Origin of the sequence: Mycobacteroides franklinii (genome assembly GCF_001853795.1) — a bacterium.
GTDB classification, from domain to species: Bacteria; Actinomycetota; Actinomycetes; order Mycobacteriales; family Mycobacteriaceae; genus Mycobacterium; species Mycobacterium franklinii.
Genome location: NZ_MLIK01000019.1, coordinates 1,743,983 through 1,763,210 on the forward strand (window position 1 = coordinate 1,743,983; position 19,228 = coordinate 1,763,210).

General features: G+C 63.9%; 18 protein-coding genes. 11 read left to right on the plus strand and 7 right to left on the minus strand.

Going from position 1 to position 19,228, the window contains the following annotated elements:
* Positions 1-76 precede the first annotated feature (76 nt).
* Positions 77-1,459 carry an oxygenase MpaB family protein gene (locus BKG76_RS16075; RefSeq protein ID WP_070938494.1) on the minus strand — a complete coding sequence of 461 codons (1,383 nt, stop codon included), beginning with the start codon at positions 1,457-1,459 and terminating at the stop codon, positions 77-79.
* Between the two features lie 107 nt (positions 1,460-1,566).
* The gene (locus BKG76_RS16080) at positions 1,567-3,567 is read right to left on the minus strand and encodes a PE-PPE domain-containing protein (RefSeq protein ID WP_070938495.1); all 2,001 of its coding nucleotides are present in this window, start codon (positions 3,565-3,567) and stop codon (positions 1,567-1,569) included.
* Positions 3,568-3,783: 216 nt separating this feature from the next.
* On the opposite strand from BKG76_RS16080, the gene BKG76_RS16085 reads away from it, so the two are divergent.
* Together BKG76_RS16085 and BKG76_RS16090 are read left to right on the plus strand one after the other, a co-directional pair.
* Complete coding sequence (locus BKG76_RS16085) at positions 3,784-4,584, plus strand: hypothetical protein (RefSeq protein WP_109420885.1); 801 nt, start codon at positions 3,784-3,786, stop codon at positions 4,582-4,584.
* Between the two features lie 120 nt (positions 4,585-4,704).
* Positions 4,705-5,538, plus strand: a complete 834-nt coding sequence (locus BKG76_RS16090; protein ID WP_070938497.1) for a mycofactocin-coupled SDR family oxidoreductase — start codon at positions 4,705-4,707, stop codon at positions 5,536-5,538.
* A 10-nt stretch (positions 5,539-5,548) separates the two neighbouring features.
* Here the strand turns inward: BKG76_RS16090 and BKG76_RS16095 are convergent, their stop codons facing one another.
* From BKG76_RS16095 to ddaH, 4 genes are read right to left on the minus strand one after another with little or no spacing between them, the layout of a single operon-like run.
* Positions 5,549-6,430, minus strand: a complete 882-nt coding sequence (locus tag BKG76_RS16095; RefSeq protein ID WP_070938498.1) for a universal stress protein — start codon at positions 6,428-6,430, stop codon at positions 5,549-5,551.
* Positions 6,427-7,902 carry an APC family permease gene (locus BKG76_RS16100; RefSeq protein WP_070938499.1) on the minus strand — a complete coding sequence of 492 codons (1,476 nt, stop codon included), beginning with the start codon at positions 7,900-7,902 and terminating at the stop codon, positions 6,427-6,429. Before BKG76_RS16100 ends, BKG76_RS16095 begins: the two co-directional genes overlap by 4 nt.
* A gap of 27 nt (positions 7,903-7,929) precedes the next feature.
* Positions 7,930-9,150: an ornithine--oxo-acid transaminase gene (gene rocD, locus BKG76_RS16105; RefSeq protein ID WP_070939286.1), complete on the minus strand. Its 1,221-nt coding sequence runs from the start codon at positions 9,148-9,150 to the stop codon at positions 7,930-7,932.
* A gap of 56 nt (positions 9,151-9,206) precedes the next feature.
* Positions 9,207-10,064 carry a dimethylargininase gene (gene ddaH, locus BKG76_RS16110; RefSeq protein WP_109420770.1) on the minus strand — a complete coding sequence of 286 codons (858 nt, stop codon included), beginning with the start codon at positions 10,062-10,064 and terminating at the stop codon, positions 9,207-9,209.
* Between the two features lie 135 nt (positions 10,065-10,199).
* On the opposite strand from ddaH, the gene BKG76_RS16115 reads away from it, so the two are divergent.
* Together BKG76_RS16115 and BKG76_RS16120 are read left to right on the plus strand one after the other, a co-directional pair.
* Positions 10,200-10,652: an Lrp/AsnC family transcriptional regulator gene (locus tag BKG76_RS16115; RefSeq protein ID WP_070938500.1), complete on the plus strand. Its 453-nt coding sequence runs from the start codon at positions 10,200-10,202 to the stop codon at positions 10,650-10,652.
* Positions 10,653-10,729: 77 nt separating this feature from the next.
* Positions 10,730-11,899: an NAD(P)/FAD-dependent oxidoreductase gene (locus BKG76_RS16120; protein ID WP_070939288.1), complete on the plus strand. Its 1,170-nt coding sequence runs from the start codon at positions 10,730-10,732 to the stop codon at positions 11,897-11,899.
* A 17-nt stretch (positions 11,900-11,916) separates the two neighbouring features.
* Here the strand turns inward: BKG76_RS16120 and mftR are convergent, their stop codons facing one another.
* Complete coding sequence (gene mftR, locus BKG76_RS16125) at positions 11,917-12,513, minus strand: mycofactocin system transcriptional regulator (RefSeq protein ID WP_070938501.1); 597 nt, start codon at positions 12,511-12,513, stop codon at positions 11,917-11,919.
* A gap of 104 nt (positions 12,514-12,617) precedes the next feature.
* On the opposite strand from mftR, the gene mftA reads away from it, so the two are divergent.
* The 7 genes from mftA (at position 12,618) to mftG (ending at position 19,209) form a co-directional block, all read left to right on the plus strand.
* Complete coding sequence (gene mftA, locus BKG76_RS16130; RefSeq protein WP_109420886.1) at positions 12,618-12,722, plus strand: mycofactocin precursor MftA; 105 nt, start codon at positions 12,618-12,620, stop codon at positions 12,720-12,722.
* A gap of 14 nt (positions 12,723-12,736) precedes the next feature.
* Positions 12,737-13,042, plus strand: a complete 306-nt coding sequence (gene mftB / locus BKG76_RS16135; RefSeq protein WP_070938502.1) for a mycofactocin biosynthesis chaperone MftB — start codon at positions 12,737-12,739, stop codon at positions 13,040-13,042.
* A complete protein-coding gene (gene mftC, locus BKG76_RS16140) occupies positions 13,039-14,256 on the plus strand; it encodes a mycofactocin radical SAM maturase (protein ID WP_070938503.1) in 1,218 nt (405 codons plus the stop codon). The genes mftB and mftC overlap by 4 nt, the downstream gene beginning before the upstream one ends.
* The gene (gene mftD / locus BKG76_RS16145) at positions 14,257-15,435 is read left to right on the plus strand and encodes a pre-mycofactocin synthase MftD (protein ID WP_070938504.1); all 1,179 of its coding nucleotides are present in this window, start codon (positions 14,257-14,259) and stop codon (positions 15,433-15,435) included. It abuts the gene before it with no gap.
* A gap of 158 nt (positions 15,436-15,593) precedes the next feature.
* Complete coding sequence (gene mftE / locus BKG76_RS16150) at positions 15,594-16,340, plus strand: mycofactocin biosynthesis peptidyl-dipeptidase MftE (protein WP_070938505.1); 747 nt, start codon at positions 15,594-15,596, stop codon at positions 16,338-16,340.
* Entirely contained in the window at positions 16,337-17,785 is a 1,449-nt protein-coding gene (mftF, locus tag BKG76_RS16155; protein WP_070938506.1) for a mycofactocin biosynthesis glycosyltransferase MftF, read from the plus strand. The genes mftE and mftF overlap by 4 nt, the downstream gene beginning before the upstream one ends.
* Positions 17,786-17,793: 8 nt before the next feature.
* Complete coding sequence (gene mftG / locus BKG76_RS16160) at positions 17,794-19,209, plus strand: mycofactocin dehydrogenase MftG (RefSeq protein ID WP_456237975.1); 1,416 nt, start codon at positions 17,794-17,796, stop codon at positions 19,207-19,209.
* The last annotated feature ends 19 nt before the right edge of the window (positions 19,210-19,228 follow it).

Sequence of the window (19,228 nt, forward strand, 5' to 3'; positions counted from 1 at the left end):
ACGTCGACTTCATTGACAACGTGCATTGTCAATGTTAGGCCGCCTGGTCGGGGCTCACAAGTGGTGAGTTGTCGAACTACCGGGCAAAGGCGCGCCCGGCGGTGTTGTCGTCGTGCATGGTGTAGGTCGAGGTGACCTTGTTGAGCCTCTCGAGGAGGCCAAAGGCCGGGTTCATCACCGTGCTCGGATTGGGCAGCAGGGTGCCGTAGACGATCCTGCGTGCCATGTGCGTGCCCGGCACTCGATCGCGGATGGCGGCGATTCTGGCGCTGACCGACATCGCGGCGTGCAGGGCCATGCCGGGGAGTTGGCGGGGGAGCCGCTCATAGCTGGTGCCGCGGACGAATTCGTCCATCGCTTTGGGGCCCATCAGGACCCAGCCCGGCGCGCCGATACCGGCGATGAACATCGCGTCGCTGAGCAGCCTGCGCACACGTGCTATGGGTAAGGGAGCGATGACCGCCGAAGGCAGCGCCGAGAGGACCTCGACGAGTTCGACCCGCCAGCGCGAGGCGTCGCCGGAGCGTGCCAGCAGATAGTCGAGATTGTGCATCGCGTCGGTCCCGGTCTTGGGGCACATCTCCTCGGTGATGCCGAAGAGCAACGCCCATCGCGTCATGTAATGCCACGCGTCATCGAGTTCGTCGAGGCTGCATGGCCGGCCGAACCGATGCTCGATGAGCATCTGTCCCAGTGACTCGGCCTCGATGAATCCGCACATTGACGAGTTGGAGATCGGCACGCCGAAATTGGCGAAGTTATCGGGCCCCCACGCGGAGCGAAGGCCCTTGCGGGCCAAGGAATGTACGAGACGCACGCGCAGTGTCATCTGTATCTGCCATGACCCGGGACGCATGGCATCGCGGTCGCGCAGTGCTGCGAAGAAGCGTGCGGTCTCAAGGAGGCGTTGTTGACCCTGGTCCCGGAACCTGCCGGAGGCGCCGGTGGTGGCCGATACGTCCGAGTTCATCACGGTGTCGAAGACTCCGAACGATGTCATCAGGAGCACCGTGGGCGCGGCCATCTGATTGAGGCGGACCCGGCCGCGCTCCGCCTTGACCGGGTCCCACCAGTCCGGGATCCGGTAGGCATCCTCCAGGAGTGCGCGCAGCTCTTCCGGCGGATCGTCCAGGGAGTCGATACCGTGGGTGATGGCCTGCTCGAAGAGGGGCCGCGCCTGTGCGGATCCCAGCCGCTCGAACATGGCCACCACTGCATCCATCAGCTCGTCACCCTGCCACATGTGATCGTCGAAAACCCGCGTCAGTGGGGTCGGGGAGACGTGGTCCTCGACATCGAACCAGTTGTCGAACAGGACGTGGCGACAGTGGCGCCAGATCCAGCCGAATTCGTTCTTGCCCTCAGGGATTGGGCGTAAGTCCATTCCGGGGCGGTGGTAGTAGTCGTACGGGTGGGGTTCTCCGGGGAGCGGTTTGTCGACCACGGTGAGCTTGGGCATGCGAGTGCCTCCTGTCGGCGATGTCGGCATCGTTGACAACATCCATTGCCAATATAAGACGGCAGTCTGCGTTTGTCACGCAACGGGTTCGCTGCGGCCTTTCTGGATTAGGCCGCCGCCTTCTCGGTGTGCTTGGCCGACGATGATTCCTTGGAAGCCGAGGACTCATTCGTTGAACCGGAATGCGCCTCGTATCCCGCGGAAGGCTTGTTCCCGCTGGGGGAGGACTTGTTCTCACGAGCCGTCGATGCCGACGTACCGGGCTTCTCCGACGTGGAACCTGCGATGGTCGACGAGGGCGTTGTCTTGTCGGACTGCTTGATACCGGTGATAGCGCTTGAGGGCGTTGTCTTTTCCGTCGGCGAAGCTGCGTCAACCTTGTTCACGCCGCGTGTGGAGCCGGTGGTGGAGGTGGGCTCGGACTTTGACGTCGGCGCGTCGCCGCGATCAGTCTGAGCGCTCGGAGTCGCCGTGGCGGGCTTCGGTGACGTCAGCGTCTTGGTCTTTGGGGACGTCGTCGAGACCCGAACGGGCGCCACCGCGGTCACCTTGTCGGTCCCACCATCGGCCGACGTGTCCGACCCGCTCGGAGACGATGAGGCAGTCCTGTCGGCCGGTGTGGACGGGAGCGTATCGACCGGCTTGGCCACGTTCGAACTTTCCGTAGGTTCTGCGCTGGAACGCTTTCCGTTGGTGGCCTCGTCTGTTGTTGTCGCCGCGGAGACCTGCTTGGCCAGAGGCTTGAGATCCGCCGCCGGCTCACTACCGTTTGTGTTCGCGTTTTCGTTCAGGGTTGCCGCCGGGGTGGACGGCTTCGCGCTGGGTGCCGGGACGTCGATCGTGGGACGTGGTGCGGTCTCGGTCTTCTCGCCGGCGGCCAGCGCCTTCATGTCATCCCCGGCGGCGGGTGACTGCTTGTCCAGCGTCGACGTCTCCGGAGAAACGATCGGTTTAGGCAATGTCGGTGTGTACTTGCCGGTTGTGAGGATCTCCAGGCTCTGCGCGATTGCCGCAGGCAGCTTGCTCAGCGCCTCGGTGACCTTGCCGAGAGGTGTGAAGAGCTGAAGTTGTTGTGCCTTACTGGGATCGGCGGTCCGGTCATAGCCCATCTCGACGAATACCCTGAGTACGGGTTCGATGAAGTCGACAAAGCGCTGCGCGCCAATCAAGGAGAGTGGAATTCGAAATGGCGCCAGCAGCGGCAGAGTCTTGGGGAACGTGACGTATGTGGTGTTGCCGACCGTGGTTTCCACGCGATTCGGATCATTGGGATCTCCGACGAAGTAGCCCGGGAACCCGTGCTGGATTGCCATGCCCACCAGTGCATTCGCAATGGCCAGTGGATTGGCATACTTCGGGAAGTCGGCGAATCCGTCATACTGATTTGCGTAATCCGTTGTCTTGAAAGGGCTGTCGGCGGGCCCAGGGCGTCCGAACGGGATGCCCAGAATCGCGGACAATGGTGAGAGGAAAGCGAACCTGGTCAGCAGGCCCCCGTCTGGGCGGTAGGGATTTCCGAGCATCTTGAACTCGGGGTTGGGTACGTTCTGCTCGCCGTTGGCGAGCCTGCGAGCCAACTCTGCCCGCACGCGTTCGGCGACCATGGTGCCCTGCGAAATGCTGACAATGGTGAGCTTTTCGCCGCCGGGAACGTCTTCTAGGGCCTTCAGCATGTTTTCGGTGCCGGTCTTCTCGGATTCGGCGAGGGACTGACCTGGGCCCCGGAACAGCGCATCGACGAAGGGGATTACCGCTGGGTATGCGACCGCCTTGAATGTGTCGCCGTCCGGAATGACGGAATGGGTGGGCGGTTTGTAGCCGAGGTTCGGGAGGACACCGACCACCTGCAGCAGTGTGATGGCTGCTTCGGCCAATCCTTCGGAGGTGGAAGGGTAGCCAAAATTGTAGGGAAGGGTGTGGCCCTGACCGTCGCCCGAGCCGCCGAGGCCCAGAGTGATTCCGGTCAGATCGACATCCGCGCTCATCCTTCTGAGCTGTTGAGCCACTGAGCTTGTTCCGCCGTGTAGCAGCCCGGTGAAAACCAGCGTGGCCGCTATGAGTATTGCCGTGATTCTGAGCGCCAACAGCTGATAGATCCGCCCCGACATTGCCGACCCCGTTCGTACGTCTCCCCGAAAGCTCTGGCTGGTGCTGCCAGTAGATGGGCTAGAGGCTACTCCCGAGTCGAGCAACGGCGATGAGTGCCCGCAGCGGCGAAGGGCTGCAGAGGGGCGGCTCAGCGGCGCCGCAAACGTGGATGCCGGCCCGTCCTGCCTCGCCCGTTTTTGATGATCGGCGTGGGCGAGAGGAGGATGATGATCCCCATGAACGTGGTCGCACGCTTCCTCAAAATCCTGGCCTTCTCGCTGCTGTGTGGGATCGTCGGGCCAATTTTCATCGTGATGTATTACGTGATCGACGAACCCGCCACGAGCTGGATGTTGTACAGCGGTATCGGCATCACCATCGGGATAGTGGTCTTGGCATTCGTATTGACCTTGCTGTTCACCAAGAACGACGAGGCCCGCAAGCTATTGGAGGCCAACGGAATTCTCGCGCTCGCCGACGTGGTGGCGGCAAATGAGACGGGGATGACCGTCAACGACCAGCCGGTCATCAAGCTGACCCTGCAGGTGCACGGCGACGGGATAAGCCCGTTCCGCGCCGAGACGCGGGCCCGGGTATCGGTACTTCAGGTGCCGACCCTCTCGCGCGGCAAACTGGTCGTGCTCGTCGTTCCCGGCACCGAGCAATTCCAGATCGATTGGCAGCGCAGCGCATTACTCAATGGGCAGGTACCGGCCAAGTTCAGCAGTTCCTCCCAGGGACGCGAGTACGACCTCACCGGGCAGGCCGGGCCGCTCTTCGAGATCATGAAGGTGCTCAGGGCCAACGGTATCGGCACCGACGGTGTGGTGGACATCCGCTCGAATCCTGTTGTCCGTCAACAGATTGATGCGATTCTGCGCAAGACGGACGGAGCTCAGCAGTCGTCCAGCACGGACAACGGCACCAGCGGTTCGGTGGCAGACCGGCTTGCGGAGCTCGATCGGCTCAAGCTGGCGTCACTGGTGTCCGAGGCTGAATACAACGACAAGCGTGCGGCGATTCTCCGCGACCTCTAGCTCGACCATGTGGGTTTCGCGATCGTCTTCGACGTCGTTCTGCCCGCTGAGCGGTCCTCAATCTGGAACACGTTCTAGAAATGCTGCTAGCCTGGCTGGGACTGCAAAGGAGCAAGTTACATGGCGGATCAGCAGGCCCATCAGACGTTGTCCGGAAAAGTGGCCTTCGTAACCGGCGCGGCCCGTGGACAGGGACGTCAGCACGCCGTGCGACTGGCCCAAGCCGGTGCGGACATCGTCGCGATCGATGCCTGCGGTCCGGTCTCGGACTATGCGGGATACGAGGCCGCGACCCCCGAAGATCTCAAGGAAACCGTCAGGCTCGTCGAGGCGGCCGGGCGCAAGATCATCGCCGAGCAGGCCGATGTCCGCAATGGTGCCGCGTTGCAGAGTGTGGTCGAGGAGGCGGTCGCGCAGTTCGGGCACATCGACATCCTCATCGCCAACGCCGGAGTGCTCAGCTGGGGCCGATTGTGGGAGATGTCTGACCAGCAGTGGGAAGACATCATCGACACCAACCTGACCGGCACGTGGAAGACGGTGAAAGCCGTTGTGCCGACGATGATCGCGGCCGGAAACGGCGGCTCGATCGTGATCGTGAGCTCGGTGTCCGGGCTCAAGGGGACCCCGGGTAACGGCGCCTACGTTGCCTCGAAATTCGGGCTGACCGGCCTCACCAAGTCGTTGACGATCGAGCTGGCCGAGTACGGCATTCGGGTTAACTCAATCCACCCGTACGGGGTGACCACGCCGATGATCACCGGCGACGCCATGATGAAGATTCTCGCCGATCACCCCAACTACCTGCCCAGCATCGCGCCAATGCCGTTGTCGCCCACGAAGATGCTCGAACCCGACGAAATCTCGGATGTGGTGTTGTGGTTGGCCAGCGATGCATCCGGGACCTTGGCCGGCGCGCAGGTGCCGGTGGACAAGGGGCACCTGACGTACTGAACCTCCTGGGCTAGCCCGGCATCACCACGACGGGGACCGGGCTGTGCCTGACGATCTTGGTTGCGCGGGAACCGAGGAAGACACGGGCGACGGTGCTGTGTGGGCGGCTGCCGAGGACCAGCAGCTCGCCATCGACCCACTCGGCGTTGTCCAAGGCGTCATCCCAGGTATCGCCTGTCACGACCTTCACCTCCACATCGGGTGCGACGACGTCGTTGATGCGCAGCCCCTCCAGCGCCTCCTCGGACTGGGCGACCCAACTGGCGAGTACCGCGTCCTCGGCCTCGGGGCCGACTCCCGCGGTGAGCATGGTGCGGCCACGCACGGCGAAGGTGACCACACGCAGCGGTGCATGCAGTCGCTGCGTCAGCCGAACTGCTTGTTGCACAACATCGACCGCGTCTTCAGTGCCGGGGTAGCCGCACGTGACCCGACTGACCGTGCCGGCTTTCGATCCGCGGTAGCCGCGCGGACTGATGGCCAGCGGGACGGGGGAGGAGTGCAGCAGCCGGTCACCTGTCGACCCCAGGACCACCTGCCCGAGGCGCCCCTCCGAGGCTGAGCCGACGACCAACACATCCGCGTCGGATGCCTCGACGGCCTCGACGAGCCCGCCGGACACCGACCGGTGGGCCACGTTGTGGAATGTGACATCGATTCCGGCATCAATCTTTTCGAGGTATGCGGCGGCCTCGGTTTTTGAATCCTCGGAAAGCTTTTGAGCCCACTGCGCGTATTCGGCGTCGATCTTGGCCTTCGACAGTGTGGTCCATGGCTTCGGAACCACCGTGGTGACGGTGAGCGAGGTCTCCAAGACGCGGGCGGATTCGACGGCCAGGTGCAAGGCGCCCTTACCGCCCTTGCCGGAGAGGTATCCGACGACGACGGTCATACCGGTTCCTTCTCCGGTAATTCCGCAGGGTCGCTGGGTAAGTCGTTCAGTGCGCTGTGGTGCCTTCCCCACGCCAGGTAGAACACCAGAACGACGGTGACCCAGCACCCGAACGCGATCCAGGTGATCCAGGGCAGGCTGAAGAGGATGTAGCCGCAGGCAATGACGGAAAGCACGGGAGTCACCGGATAGCCGGGAACGCGGAAGGCGCGCGGCAACTCGGGTTCACGCACCCGCAAGATGATCACACCGATCGATACGACGATGAACGCGGTGAGTGTCCCGATCGACACCATGTTGGCGAGGCTGTCGAGGGGGACGAAAGCGGCCATGAAGCCCACGACCACGGCGACGATGATGGTGTTGTTCACCGGTGTCAGCGTGCGGGGATTGACCTGCGCGAAGATCGAGGGCAGCAGGCCGTCGCGGCCGATGGCGAACAGAATGCGGGTCTGGCCGTACATGGAGACCAGGGTTATCGAGAAGATCGAAATCACCGCGCCCGCCGCCAGGAATGTACTGGCAGAGGTGCTTCCGGTGACTTTGTCGAGAATCAGGGCGAGGCCGGCGGACTGCCCCTCGAACTCTTTCCAGGGTTGTGCGCCTAGCGCGGCCAGGGCGACGACGAGGTAGAAGGCGGTGACGATGAGCAGGGCCGCGATGAGCGCGCGCGGCATGGTTCGTTGTGGGTCCTTGACTTCCTCGCCCGCAGTGGACACCGTGTCCAGCCCCACATAGGTGAAGAAGATGGTCCCCGCCGCGGCGCCGATGCCGCTGACACCGAACGGCGCGAAGTCGGAGAAGTTGCCCGCCTGGAACGCGGTGAACGCGATGATCGCGAACACGGTCAGCACGGCGAGTTTGAGTAGCACCATGATCGTGTTCACCAAGGCGGATTCGCTCGTTCCGCGGATGAGCAGGATCGCACACATGACGATCAGGAGCACCGCGGGCAGATTCAGCCAGGCATGCGGTGCCCCGGGATCGGCGTTGTCCCAGGGCGCGGCGCTGATCGCGTGTGGCAGATGCCATCCGAAGAGGTTCATCAAAAGCTTGTCGAGGTACTGACTCCAGCCCACGGCCACCGCCGCAGCCGACACCCCGTATTCCAGCAGCAGGCAGGCGGCCACGCCCATCGCCGCCAGTTCACCCAGGGTGGTGTACGCGTAGGAGAACGAGGAACCCGATACCGGTACGGCCGAGGCCAATTCGGCATAGCAGAGTGCGGCCAACCCGGCGGCGAGGCCGGCAACCAGGAACGAGGCCATCACCCCAGGCCCCGCCTTGGGCACCGACTCGGACAAGATGAAAAAGATACCGGTGCCCACCGTGGCGCCGACACCGATCATGGTGAGCTGGAACGTGCCCATCGACTGCTTCAGGTGTCCACCCGCACCATGAGCGGTAGGCGCTCCCGATGTCGGACGACGCCGCAGCAGCTGCTGGGCAAGACTGGGTGATGAGGGTGCCATAGGTGCCTCCTGTGGCCGGGGCGAAACCTACCGGAAGCTGGCCAGCGCGTCAGCGAACTGGTCTATTGCCCAATCAATTTCGCCCTCGGTGATGACAAGGGGTGGAGCGAACCGGAGAGTTGCGCCATGCGTGTCCTTCACTAAGACGCCAAACTCTGCCATGCGCAGACTGATTTGTCTTCCGCTTGCCAGATTAGGATCGACGTCGACCCCGGCCCACAATCCGAGCGAACGTACTTCGGTGACACCATGGCCGATCAGAGCATCGAGACGGGCTCGCAAGTGTCGTCCGAGAACTGTTGCCCGGCGCTGGAATTCACCACGTTCGAGGATTGCCACCACGGTCGATCCAATGGCCGCGGCCAATGGGTTGCCGCCGAAGGTGGAGCCGTGTTCACCGGGATGTAACACGCCGAGCACGTCGGTATCGGCCACTACTGCCGACACGGGAACCACGCCGCCGCCGAGCGCCTTGCCCAGCAGATAGATATCGGGGACCACGTTCCAGTGGTCGCAGGCAAACAGTCGTCCGGTGCGCGCCAGCCCGGCCTGGATCTCGTCGGCAATGAACAAAATATTGTTCTCGGTGCACATTGCGCGGACGGCGGGCAGGTAGTCGTCGGGTGGGATGACGATGCCGGCCTCGCCCTGGATGGGTTCGAGGAGAACGGCGACCGTGTTCCCGTCGATCGCTCGCCGCAGGGCGGCGGCATCACCGAACGGGACGACGCGAAACCCCGGGGTGAACGGTCCGAACCCGCCGCGCGCCGTCTCGTCGGAGGAGAAGCTCACAATACTGATAGTTCGGCCATGAAAGTTGTTGTGTGCCACCACGATATTGGCCTGGCCTGCGGGCACTCCCTTGACATCGGTGCCCCATTTACGGGCGACCTTGATACCGCTCTCCACCGCCTCGGCCCCGGTGTTCATCGGCAGCACCATGCCCTTGCCGCACAGTCGGGCCAGGTCGCGGCAGAACGTTCCGAGGCGATCCGAGTGGAAGGCCCGGCTCACCAGCGTCACGGTGTCGAGCTGTGCGTGCGCTGTCTCGAGGATTTCGGAGTTTCCATGACCGAAGTTCACCGCCGAGTAGGCGGCCAGGCAGTCCAGGTAGCGTCTGCCATCCACATCTTCGATCCATGCGCCCTCACCACGATGGGCGACGACGGGTAGCGGCGCGTAGTTGTGCGCGCCGTATTGCTCGGCCAACTCGATGTATTGAGAACTCTTGTATGAATCGGGAGACATGCCGGGAGCCTGTTCGGATCGTGCGTGATGCTCTTCGCCCAAGTGGCTCATCGCAGTCACGAGTGCAACTCCAGTGTGCAGCATTTCACCGATCCGCCGCCCTTGAGCAGTTCGGAAAGGTCGATGCCGATCGGTTCGAACCCGGCATCGCGGAGTTGTTGGGCGAATCCGGTCGCCGCGGCGGGCAGCATGACGTGGCGACCGTCGGAGACCGCGTTCATACCGAGGACATAGGCGTCGACGGAACTGGCGATGATGGCGTTGGGGTACATGGACCGTAGGCGGGCCTGGGATGCCTCGCTGAACGCCGGTGGGTAGTACGCCACGGTCTGTGGATCTAGTACTGCCAGTGCCGTGTCCAGGTGATAGAACCTCGGATCGACGAGTTCCAGCGTCACCACCGGAATATCGAGCATCGTGGCGACCTCGGCGTGCGACCCACTGTCGGTGCGGAAACCTGTGCCCGCCAACATGATATCGCCGACCAGCAGGAAGTCGCCCTGCCCCTCATTGGTGTACTGCGAGTGCATCGGGTGCAGTTCATGCTGACGCATCCATTCGGCGTGTGCGTCGGACTCGCCGGCACGCTCGGCGTGTTTGAACCGTGCTACAACGGCTTTGCCGCGCAATACGATTCCGCCGTTTGCGGCGTAAACCATGTCCGGTAGGCCGGCGACGGGGGACAGGATGTCCACCGTGTGTCCCAGTCGTTCATAGGTGGCGCGCAACGTATCCCATTGTGCGGTGGCGAGCGCCGGGTCGACCGGATTGGATACGTCCATCCAGGGGTTGATCGCGTATTCAACGGTGTAATACGTCGGCGGCACCATCACGTAGTGGCGCGTCGTCGGCGTTCTGTCTGGTTGTTCCATCGGCGAGTCGGTCGGGTGCCCATGCTCGTGTACAACGGTCATGTGCTGAGCGTATGAGAGCCGATTCCTGCAATCAATCTTTATCCATTGCGTAACTGAGTGCGATTCATTGCGTCTGGACGCACGATTTGGCAGTCTATTGCGAGAACGAGTGGGATGGTTGGAGGAGGACGGTTAATGGCGGAGCTGGACGCCACCGATGAGCGGATCGTGACCCTGCTGATGCGCAATGCCCGGGCGACATTCGCCGAGATCGGTGAGGAGGTCAATCTTTCGGCGCCCGCGGTCAAGCGTCGAGTTGATCGGTTGGTCTCGACGGGGGTCATCAAGGGCTTCACCACCGTGGTCGATCGCGCCGCCGTCGGCTGGAACACCGAGGCGTACGTCCAGATCTACTGTCAGGGCACCATCACTCCGGAAGCCTTGCGCCGCGCGTGGATCGACATCCCGGAGGTAGTGAGTGCGGCGACAGTGACCGGAACCTCCGACGCGATGCTGAGGGTTTTGGCGCGCGATATCCAGCACCTTGAGCGGGCGCTGGAACGTATCCGCGCCAGCGCGGATATCGACCGCACCGAGAGCATTGTGGTGCTTTCCAACTTGGTGGACCGAGCGCAGGTCCAGGGCTAAGCGGCGCGGGCGATAGGCCTGACATCCCGCGTGTCCAGTCGTGTAAGAAGAAACCCATGACGGACGCAGAACGTGGAGTGCTGATCATCGGTGGTGGGCTGGGTGCGGTGCGAACCGCCGAGCAGTTGCGCCGTGCGGAGTTCGCCGGACCGATCACCATCGTGAGCAGTGAGAACCACTTGCCCTACGACCGTCCTCCGCTGTCCAAGGACGTCCTGCGCGACGCGGAGAAGACGATCGACGCGGTGGTGCTCAAGCCACGAGAGTTCTACGACGAGAAGCAGATTGAACTGCGACTCGGAGTAGCGGTGACTGCGCTGGACCCCGCGGCCCGAACTGTCACCCTGAGCGACGGCAGCACCCTGGAGTACGGCGAGGTCGTCATCGCGACCGGCCTTGTTCCCCGCCGCATCCCGTCATTCCCCGAGTTGGCCGGTATTCATGTCCTGCGCACGGCCGACGACAGCTTCGCGCTGCGTGGTGATGCCGAGACCGCGCGGCGCGCGGTGATCGTCGGGGCAGGGTTCATCGGGTGCGAGGTGGCGGCCACATTGCGGGCCAACGGAGTTGAGGTGGTTCTGGTGGAACCGCAGCCCGCGCCGTTGCTAGCGGCGATCGGTCAGCAGCTCGGTGACTTGGTGGCCAGGCTGCATCGTAATGAAGGTGTCGACGTTCGGGTGGGTGTCGGCGTGGACGCGGTGGCAGGGGAAGGGCGGGTCGAGTCCGTCACCCTCTCGGACGGGACACAACTGGACGCCGACCTCGTCGTGCTGGGTATCGGGAGCCGGCCCGCGACCGACTGGCTGGACGGGTCGGGTATTGCCGTGGATAACGGCGTGGTGTGCGACGCGGTGGGTGGCACCGGCACCCCGCATGTGTGGGCACTGGGTGATGTCGCGGCGTGGGCCGATGCCGACGGGCGCCCACATCGGGTGGAGCACTGGAGCAATGTTGCCGACCAGGTTCGTGCACTTGTCCCGGCCTTGCTGGGGCAGGAGCCGGCCGCGGGTACTGCTGCTGTTCCCTATTTTTGGAGTGACCAATACGACGTCAAGATTCAGTCACTTGGGCACCTGGGGAACTCCGACACCGTGCACCTCATCTCCGATGATGGCCGCAAGTTCTTGGCCTACCTAGAGCGCGACGGTGTGCTGACGGGTGTCGTGGGCTGCGGGATGGCCGGTCCGGTGATGAAGATGCGGGCCAAGATCGCGGCGGGGACGCCCATCGCCGAAGTGCTGGAGTAGCCGCCTGCCGGCGAGATCTAACCCAGGGCGCGCAGACCCGCCTCGGCGGCATCGAAGCCCTTGCCGAGCAGGGTGGTGAGTTTTGACGATTCGTCGGCGAGCCATCTTTCATACGCCGCGAGCGCCACGCCCAGCAGCGTCCAGGCAACGGTCTGCGGTAAAAGGGCGTTGGGATCCGTGCCGCCGCGCCGGGCCACGAACTGCGCGATGACATCACGCCAGCCGGTGTACATCAGCATCGAGTACGCCTGCAACGCTGGGATTTCCAGGATCAGTCTCATCCGCATGCGATGCCGTGGGGTTTCGTCGACCGGAAAGTCGTTGAACGTCAGCACCGCCTGCCGCAACGCGGTACTGGTATCCACTGTGTCCGGAGTCTCGTCCAGGAGCGCGCGCATCACCTCGAGGTGAGAGTCGAAGTCTCCCCACACGATTGCGTTCTTGGAGTTGTAGTACCGAAACACCGTGCGCCGGGCGATACCGGCCGCCGCGGCGATGTCATCGACACTCACCTCGTCGAACCCGTGCTGTGCGAACAGCGCCATCGCCACCGCGGTGATCTCGTCACGGGTTGTCGAAGGGCGTCGTCCAACGCGCGCCGGCTGGACACTCATGCCGATAACTCCGCCATTTCCTGACACCCTCTTCCCTTTCTGCACTCGATGCCATTATTATCGTGACCGTCGCCACAGTCCAGACTCACAAGGGAGTGAACAAGATGGCCGAGCCCACCACTGTCACCGGACAGACCACCGACACCGAACTGGTGCAGGAATCGCTGGTCGAAGAGGTGTCGATCGACGGGATGTGCGGCGTCTACTGAGACGCCCCATCTCAATGAGCGCCATGATTGATGAGGCGCCCGCCGGTTTCGACTGGACACAGCCCTGGCAGTTGCATCCCCAGGTGTCGCTGCGCCCAGAACCATTCGGTGCGCTGCTCTATCACTTTGGAACGCGCAAGCTGTCGTTCCTGAAGAACCGCACTCTGCTGCAGATCGTGCAGACCCTCGCCGCCCACAGCAGCGCCGAGAACGCCTGGCGGGCAGCCGGTGTCAATGACGGCCAGGTTGTCGCCTACCAGCAGGCGCTGACCGTGTTGGCGGATTCGAAAATGATCGTGACCCGAGAGGACGCCTCATGACGAGCGCTCCGGCAGTACCCCGCCTGGTGGATCAGTTCGAGCAGGGGCTGGATGCTCCCATCTGCCTTACCTGGGAGCTGACCTACGCCTGCAACCTGTCCTGCGTGCACTGCCTGTCATCGTCGGGCAAGCGCGATCCGCGGGAGCTGTCCACGCAGCAGTGCAAGGACATCATCGACGAGCTCGAGCGTATGCAGGTGTTCTACGTGAACATCGGCGGTGGGGAACCCACTGTGCGATCGGACTTTTGGGAGCTCGTCGATTACGCCACCGAGCACCACGTGGGAGTCAAGTTCTCCACCAACGGCGTGCGGATCACCGAGGAGGTGGCGGCGCGGCTGGCCGCGAGCGACTACGTCGACGTGCAGATCTCGCTGGATGGTGCCACTGCCGAAGTGAACGACGCGGTGCGTGGTGCCGGATCTTTTGCCATGGCGGTGCGCGCACTGGAGAATCTGGCCGCCGCCGGATTCAAGGACGCGAAGATCTCTGTGGTGGTCACCCGCCACAACGTCGACCAACTCGATGAGTTTGCCGAATTGGCGGCTAAATACGGTGCGACACTGCGGATTACCCGGCTACGTCCCTCCGGCCGTGGCGCCGATGTGTGGGACGAGCTGCATCCGACGCAGGCACAGCAGCGCCAGTTGTACGACTGGCTGGTACTCAACGGCTCACGGGTACTCACGGGCGATTCCTTCTTCCACCTCTCGGCGTACGGAGATGGGTCCGGGGGTTTGCCGGGGCTCAACATGTGCGGTGCAGGCCGGGTGGTGTGCCTGATCGACCCGGTGGGCGATGTCTACGCCTGCCCCTTCGCCATCCACGATCGTTTCCTGGCTGGAAATGTGGTGTCTGACGGCGGATTTGACGAGGTGTGGAAGCACTCGCGGCTGTTCAACGAGCTGCGCGAGCCGCAGTCGGCGGGCGCATGCGGCAGCTGCGGGCACTATGACAGCTGCCGGGGAGGCTGCATGGCGGCCAAATTCTTCACCGGGCTCCCCATGGACGGGCCCGACCCGGAATGCGTGCAGGGCTACGGTGAGGCCGCCCTGGCCGGCGACCGCGTGGTGCCCAAACCCAGTGGTGACCATTCGCATTCGAAGAGCAAGCGCAGCCCGTCCGGCGGGCCCGTCGCGCTGACGCTGACGCGTCGGCCGCCGTCACGCGCCTGCGACGAGAACCCCCTTTCCAACCTACGAGCAGGACGGTAGATGGCCCGCAACACATGGTTCGAGACAGTCGCGATCGCCCAGCAGCGGGCTAAAAAACGACTGCCGAAGTCCGTCTACAGCTCGCTGATCTCGGCCAGTGAAAAGGGGCTGACCGTCAGTGACAATGTCGAGGCATTCGGGGAACTCGGATTCGAACCGCATGTGGTCGGGATCCAGCCGGACCGTGAGCTGTCGACAACTGTTCTGGGGCAGGAGATTTCTCTGCCGGTCATGATTTCGCCCACCGGGGTGCAGGCCGTCGACCCCGACGGTGAGGTCGCCGTGGCGCGGGCTGCTGCCGCGCGCGGGACCGCGATGGGCTTGTCCTCGTTCGCAAGCAAGCCCATCGAGGACGTGGTGGCCGCCAACCCCAAGACGCACTTCCAGATCTACTGGTTGGGCGGCCGTGACGACGTGGCTCAGCGCATCCAGCGAGCGAAAGATGCTGGTGCAGTCGGTCTTATCGCGACTCTTGACTGGAGTTTCTCGCATGGGCGCGACTGGGGGAGTCCCGCCATCCCCGAGAAGATGAACCTGCGATCGATGATTCGATTGGCGCCCGAAGTGGTGACCAAGCCCGGTTGGCTGTGGTCGTTCGGGAAGGGAATGAACATCCCGGACCTGCGGGTGCCGAACCAGGCCGCCCGCGGCGAGGCAGGCCCGCCGTTCTTCGACGCTTACGGGCAGTGGATGGGAACCCCGGCGCCCACGTGGGACGACGTGAAATGGATGCGTGAACAGTGGGACGGTCCGTTCATGCTCAAGGGGGTTATGCGCATCGATGACGCCAAACGCGCTGTGGATTGCGGAGTTTCGGCGATCTCGGTGTCGAATCACGGCGGTAATAACCTCGATGGCACGCCCGCGTCGATCCGCGCGTTGCCCGGCATCGCCCAGGCTGTCGGAAACGATATCGAGGTGCTGCTGGACGGTGGTATTCGGCGGGGCAGTGATGTCGTGAAGGCGTTGGCGCTTGGCGCCCGCGCGGTGATGATCGGGCGGGCATACCTGTGGGGTCTGGCGGCCTCCGGTCAGGCCGGCGTCGAGAACGTTCTGGACATCATGCGTGGCGGTATCGACTCGGCGCTGATGGGGCTCGGAAAGAAGTCTGTGCACGAGCTGTGCCCAGATGATCTTCTCATCCCGGAGGGGTTTGCCCGGGGCCTCGGTCGGCGCTAGTTCGGCGCAGCGGGAACTGAACGCGGCGTCCGGCTGCGTCGGTGTGGCGGCAGGGGCTGGCGTGAAAATCGGGGCGAAATAGCCCCCCTCGCATATGCCGACGGCCAGCAAGGATGTAAAGACCTCGATCAGGTGCGCCAACTTTGGATGCATTTGAAGTGAATTCGGCCTACCATCGGCGGGTGGCTGTTCCGACTGTCTTGAGCACCGCCATCTCCCCGGAGCTCGCAGACGAGGCCATCACTCTGTTCACTCCACTCGGCTCGACCGAACAACACGGGCCGCACCTGCCGCTGGATACCGACACCCGGATTGCCAGTGCTGTGGCAACCGCTGCGGCCGGTGAGTTGGCGGCCGGTGCGGATGATGGCCGGACGGCTCTCGCGCCGGCCATTGCGTACGGAGCGAGCGGGGAGCACCAATCCTTCGCTGGGACGATCTCGATCGGCACCGAGGCGCTGCGGCATCTTCTTGTGGAGTACGCCAGGTCCGCCGCCCAGTGGTGCCGGCGCATCGTCTTCGTGAACGGTCATGGCGGCAATATCGAGGCGACCGTCTCGGCGGTTCGTCTGCTGCGCGCGGAAGGCCGCGACATAGCGTGGTGGGCGTGTGCGGTCGAGGGCGGTGACGCTCACGCGGGTCACGTGGAAACGTCTCTCCTGCTGCATATTTCACCGGAAGTGGTGCGCCGCGAGGAAGTGCTCGCCGGAAATTCGGCACCGCTGCATGAGCTGATGGCACCCATGCGAGCGGGGGGTGTGGCCGCGGTGAGCGCCATCGGTGTGCTGGGAGATCCGACCACCGCGAGCAGCCAGGATGGCGCGCGGATGCTCGCGACGATGACTCGACGATGCGCCGACGCGGTGCGCCGGTGGACACCTGATGCCGACGGGCGGCTGGTATGACCACGAATGACGAGCAGGCGCAGAACGTGTCTACGCCGCAGGAACGGCTGCCCGATGGGTTCGCGGTTCAGGTGGACCGGCGCGTTCGTGTTCTCGATGAAGGCTCGGCGCTGCTGGGCGGCTCGCCGACTCGGCTGCTGCGATTGGCGCCTGCGGCGCGGACGCTGCTTTCCGGAGGGCGACTCGAGGTTCGCGATGCGACCAGCGCCCAGCTTGCGCGCACACTGCTAGATGCCACCGTGGCGCATCCCCGCCCGGTGGGCGGACCCGGCTATCGCGACGTGACTGTCGTTATTCCATGCCGTGACAACGGATTTGGATTGCGCCGATTGCTGCGTGCGCTGCGCGGTATGCGCGTGATCGTGGTTGACGATGGTTCCACCATCCCGATCCTGGAGAGCGATCTGGAGGGTATGCATTGCCCCGTGGAAGTGGTGCGCCACGACGACAGTCAAGGTCCGGCTGCTGCCCGTAACACGGGCCTGAAGCTGGCGACCACGGACTTCGTTGCCTTCCTGGATTCCGACGTGGTGCCCAGGCGCGGTTGGCTCGAGGCGCTGTTGGGACACTTCAGCGATCCGGCGGTTGCCCTTGTCGCACCACGAATCGTGGGATTGGTGTTGAGCGACAACGCTATTGCTCGGTATGAGGCGGTACGTTCCTCGCTGGACCTTGGTCTGCGGGAGGCGCCGGTGGTGCCGTACGGCCCGGTGTCGTATGTCCCCAGTGCGGCCATCGTGGTTCGTCGGTCCGCGATCGACGAGATCGGCGGATTCGACGAATCGCTGCAGTGCGGTGAGGACGTCGACCTGTGCTGGCGGCTGATCGAGGCGGGTTCCCGGCTCCGGTACGAGCCGGTGTCTCATGTGGCTCATGATCATCGACTGACTCTTCGGGAATGGTTCGCGCGCAAGGCATTCTACGGAAAGAGTGCGGCGCCGCTGTCGACTCGCCACCCTGACAAGGTGGCGCCCATGGTCATCTCGCGATGGACGCTGCTGGTATGGATTCTCGCGGCGGTGGGATCGGGAATGGGCTATCTGGCCGCGGTAGGCATGGCCGCGCTCGCGGCCGGACGCGTGGCCCGCTCGCTGCGCGGCGTGGACACGCCGCCGCGTGACGTCATGCGGGTGGCTGCCCAAGGGGTGGGTGGAGCCGCGCTGCAGATCGCATCCGCGCTCTGCCGTCACTATTGGCCGTTGGCATTGGTGGCGGCCGCGCTGTCGCGGCGCAGCCGGCAGGTGCTCGTGGTGGCCGCCGTTGTCGACGGTGTGGTTGATTGGATGAAGCGCAACGACAGTTCGGCTTCGCCCGATGACCGCATCGGTCTGATCGAGTACGTACTCCTGAAGCGCCTGGACGACATCGCCTACGGGATTGGGTTGTGGTCCGGGATGATGCGGGAGCGCGATCTCGGTGCGCTCAGACCGGAACTCCGGCCCTGAGTAGGCCGATCCACGCGGATGCGCTCATCGTGGGCGCAGGTAGCGCGGGTTCGATTCTGGCAGGGCGTCTTTCCGAGGATCCATCGTTTCGGGTGGCGCTTCTCGAGGCGGGGCCCGCATCGTCGGCGGACGAGGACGGTGTACGCGATGGGTACCGCCTCCCGATCGGGCCCGACAGTCAGATAGCGACCTATTACTGGGCGACTTTGACATCCACGGGTGATCAGGCCGAGCTGGTGCGCGGGTCCGTGGTGGGCGGTTCGGGCGCGATCAACGGCGGTTATTTCGTGCGTGGCCGGCCCGCGGATTTCGATGGCTGGTCGGTGCCGGGATGGTCATGGACGGATGTGCGCGATCATTTCCGCGCGATGGAGACCGACCGAGACTTTCGCGACGATCCTCTACATGGATCGTCAGGCCCCATACCAATCGGACGCAGACACGAACAGAGCAGCGCCGGAAGAGAATTGATGGATCGGGCGGTCAAGGGTGGACACCCGCAAGTCGCCGACCTCAACGGCTCGGCCGGTGTGGGGGTGGGATTGGTCCCACTCAACATCGACAGCGGGATGAGGGTCGGGCCCGCGCGTGCCTATCTGGAGGGTGCGGGCTGGCGTCCCAATCTTGCGGTGTACTCCGGTACCCGGGTGTTGCGGATAATGTCCGGCGGTGGGCGGGCCACCGGCGTGCAGGTAGCGGTGGGGAATTCGGTGAGGACCCTGACTGCCGATCGAATCATATTGAGCGCGGGGGCAATTGAGAGTGCAAAACTGCTGCTGCTCTCCGGAATTGGCCCGGCGGACGACCTGCGGGCGGTGGGCGTGCAGCCCGTCGTCGACCTGCCGGGTGTCGGTACGCGTGTGATGGACCACCCGGAATGGGTGCTGGATACCGGTGACGAAGGGCAACAGGGCTATCCGGTCCTGGACACTGTGTTGCACACCGACCGCCCGATGGGTATCGAGATAAGGCCCTATACAACCGGATTCGCTGCCATGGCCGGTGTCAGGGTGGACGGTGTGGATGCGCGGCAGATCGGTGTCGCGCTGATGACGCCACAGTGCCGTGGCCGCCTTGAGCTGCGATCGACCGACCCTGCGGCACCGGTGTACATCGACCTGAGGTACGACAGCGAGACCGCTGATATGGATCGGCTGCGTGACGGAGTGCGCCTGGTATCCGAACTCTATGGGCGGCGGTTTGGTGGTCCCCGGTGGTCCACATCGCAGCATCTGTGCGGAACCGCTCCCATGGGCAATGATGGTGACAAGCATGCTGTTGTCGACAAATACTGTCGCGTCAGAGGAATTGACGGGCTATTTGTCATCGACGGGTCGATCTTGCCGACCATTCCCAGCCGGGGGCCGGCAGCCACCATTGCGATGGTCGGGCATCGGGCCGCGCAGTTTGTTGCGTGGTCGTAACGAGATATGAATCTCGTCG